The following is a 3,028-nucleotide window of genomic DNA, read 5'->3' on the forward strand; positions in this document are numbered from 1 at the left end:
CGACGGGGCTCGTCCAATTATCAGAACAGCGCCGCGAGTCGGCATTGACTACGCAGGAGATCACTGGAAAGAGATTGAATGGCGCTTTATAAGCGGCAGAGAGTACTGATACACCGCGGCGAAAAGCTGAGCCTAAAAAAAGAAGACCGGCTCATGGGTAGCTTCTCTGGAGCAAAGCCATATAAATTGAGGAATATGAGCGAAAAAAGGCTGTAAACACTTTCTTGCAAAATGCTGTTATCATTGTGACTTTTTATACTATTGGTCAAAAATTGCTATTTTATAACAAAACTATGCAATTTGTGTCATTTTTGTGACAGCATCAAAAAAACATGGATAGTATGTGAAAATTATTTATAACACGAAAGGACGAAATATCGCAGTAAAACGACGCAAAAAGAACAAATATTCTTATGGATGATGAGTATTGAGTGAAAAAAACTTACTTTAAGACTATTTTAAGGAAATAACGCTATACTATAATCAAATGATACGAAAGGAGTGTGAGCTCCGGGCAGTAAGGCGCTGCTGCGGAGGCGATAATGGCAATTAATACATTCGCGCGTAAAGAAATCAAATTCCTCCTTAATATGGATCAGTATCACGGACTTATGGAGGTCATATCAGAGTACATGAACCCTGATAAGTTCTGCATAGGCGGAAAAGAGTATGGAATCTACAACATCTACTACGACACACCAGACGATTATCTAATCAGAGAATCCCTTGCAAAGCCTTACTACAAGGAAAAGATCAGACTGCGCAGCTATTATTCACCTGCTGCTCCAACTGATATGGTTTTTCTTGAAATAAAAAAGAAGATCGGCGGTATCGTAACTAAGAGAAGAGTTTCCATGACTCTTGAAGAGTCAGATGCATACTTCCGTGACCGCTCCAAGCCTGAATTCACAAAGTATATCACACAGCAGGTCTTCGGAGAACTGGACGTATTTCTTGATAGCTATCCCATTGCTCCAAAGCAGTACATAAGCTATCAGCGAGAGGCTTTCTTCGGAAAGTACGATAACGATTTCAGACTTACATTTGACAGAAAGATCACCGAGCGCCGCTACGATCTCGGACTTAACTACGAGAGCTACGGCAATTATATAATCGGTGCTGATCAGAGACTTATGGAGATAAAGGTCTCCAATGCCATTCCTGACTGGCTGGTAAACAAGCTCTCAGAGCTTCAGATTTACAAGACTAGCTTTTCAAAGTATGGAAGAGCTTACCAGAATTTCGTAAAGAGCCAGATAGAGGACGCACAGCTTGTTTCAGGCAAAAGGCGTATCTATATATCGGGTATATCAATGGTAAATAATCATATTATGATGAACAGGAGCGTTTGATTTTTATGTTTGAACATGGATTTTTTGGAAATGTGCTGTCTAAGTACAATGAGTCGGGTGACTCTGTAATAAATAACAGCAATTCCATTCTGAGCACTATCAAGCCCGGAGAGTTTTTCCTTTGTGTAGGCACTGCGATAGTGATAGGCTTTCTTATAAGTCTTATCTATATGCTCACCCACAGAAAGGAAGGTTACTCACAGAGCTATGTTCTGACAATGATAATGCTTCCTACGATTGTTGCAGCAATCCTTCTCATTATCAATACCACAGCAGGTGCTCTCACCCTTGCAGGCACCCTGACTCTGGTAAGGTTCCGAAGCGTTGCCGGCGATCCGAAGGATATGGCTTATATCTTCTTCGCAATGGGAACAGGAGTTGTTTGCGGAGTAGGATATATCGGATTTGCACTTATATTCTTTGCAGCACTTGCTATTATTCTCTTTATACTTAGCGAGACTGATTTTGGAGGCTGCAAGAAGAGACATATGACTCTCAAGATTGCCATTCCCGAAAACCTCGATTATCAGGGAGTTTTTGAGCCTGTACTTGCTAAGTACACAACATTCTACAAGCTGAGAAGAGTAAAGACCACAAACTTCGGTACACTTTTCGAGCTTATCTACAGTGTTGATGTCCTTGACAACATCGATCAGAAGAAGTTCATTGATGAGCTTCGCACCCATAACGGAAATATGACGATCAATCTCGTATTCTTCAGATACGATGATAAGATCTATGAGAACTGATAGAAAACATAAATATAGATAAAATACCCTCTCAACCCATTGCCGGACTTAATATGCCATATTGAGTCCGGCAATTTGCATAGGGGGATAAGGAGATATGTATATGAAATATAGAAGGATCTTAGCGGCTATGACCGCGGTCGCACTTATGGCTTCGGCTAGTTCATGCGGCAAGGAAGAAAAGGGAAAAACTGAAAACAATGGAAACTCCACTGTTCAGGACGTGACGTCCAAGACTGACAGCGGTGAAGTTACAGAAAAAACCACAAAGAAGAAAAACGACGATGATACATCTGAAAAAGCTACAGAAAAATTAGTTGAGAGTACAACTGCAGCCAAAGCGGGGGAGAAGAAGTCCGATGAAGTTACAACTACAGCTGCAAACAACGACACGTCGAATACGACTACAGCTGTTAACAATAACAGCAATAACAATGATAATAACAATAGCGACAGCGGTAGTAGCAGTAGTGGTGAGGACTCTGTAGAAGGCGATAACACGACAGAGGAAAAGGTCTACACGGCTGAGATAGAACTCGGCGTTTCGCCGAAGGTCAAGGGTACAAACGTATCTGTAAGCGGCTCCATTGTCACAATAAACGCAGGCGGCGATTTCAGGTTTTACGGCAGCGTCAGCGACGGTCAAATATGTGTTAGTACAGCCACCGAGGAAAAGGTAACTGTGGTCCTTGACGGAGTTGACATATCAAATTCCAACGGACCGGCTATATTTATCAACGAAGCCAAGAAATGTACTATCAAATCTCGTGAGGGCACTGTTAACTACCTCAGCGACGGAGGCAATGACAAGATCAACAATGGTGTTATATTCTCAAATGATACGGTGCGCCTTAAAGGCAACGGAGAGCTGAATATTACTGCAAACAACGCTCATGGCATCGCCAGTGACGATGATATAATTATAGA

3 protein-coding genes are annotated in these 3,028 nt (G+C 41.9%); all 3 read left to right on the plus strand.

What is annotated here, in order from left to right; translation table 11 throughout:
• Window positions 1–542 precede the first annotated feature (542 nt).
• On the plus strand, window positions 543–1,352 hold the full coding sequence (locus tag J6U00_RS02700; RefSeq protein ID WP_296578510.1) for a polyphosphate polymerase domain-containing protein: 810 nt from the start codon (window positions 543–545) through the stop codon (window positions 1,350–1,352).
• Window positions 1,353–1,357: 5 nt separating this feature from the next.
• Window positions 1,358–2,101, plus strand: coding sequence for a DUF4956 domain-containing protein (locus J6U00_RS02705; RefSeq protein ID WP_296578512.1), 744 nt, complete (start codon window positions 1,358–1,360; stop codon window positions 2,099–2,101).
• 103 nt (window positions 2,102–2,204) lie between these two features.
• Window positions 2,205–3,028: carbohydrate-binding domain-containing protein (locus J6U00_RS02710; RefSeq protein ID WP_296578513.1), on the plus strand; the 824-nt coding region annotated here is incomplete at its 3' end.

It is taken from the genome of Ruminococcus sp. (genome assembly GCF_017650195.1).
Lineage (GTDB): Bacteria > Bacillota > Clostridia > Oscillospirales > Ruminococcaceae > Ruminococcus.

Coding starts and splice junctions, on each gene's coding strand:
- J6U00_RS02700 (WP_296578510.1), top strand. CDS start 543: ATGGCAATTAATACATTCGCGCGTAAAGAAATCAAATTCCTCCTTAAT.
- J6U00_RS02705 (WP_296578512.1), top strand. CDS start 1,358: ATGTTTGAACATGGATTTTTTGGAAATGTGCTGTCTAAGTACAATGAG.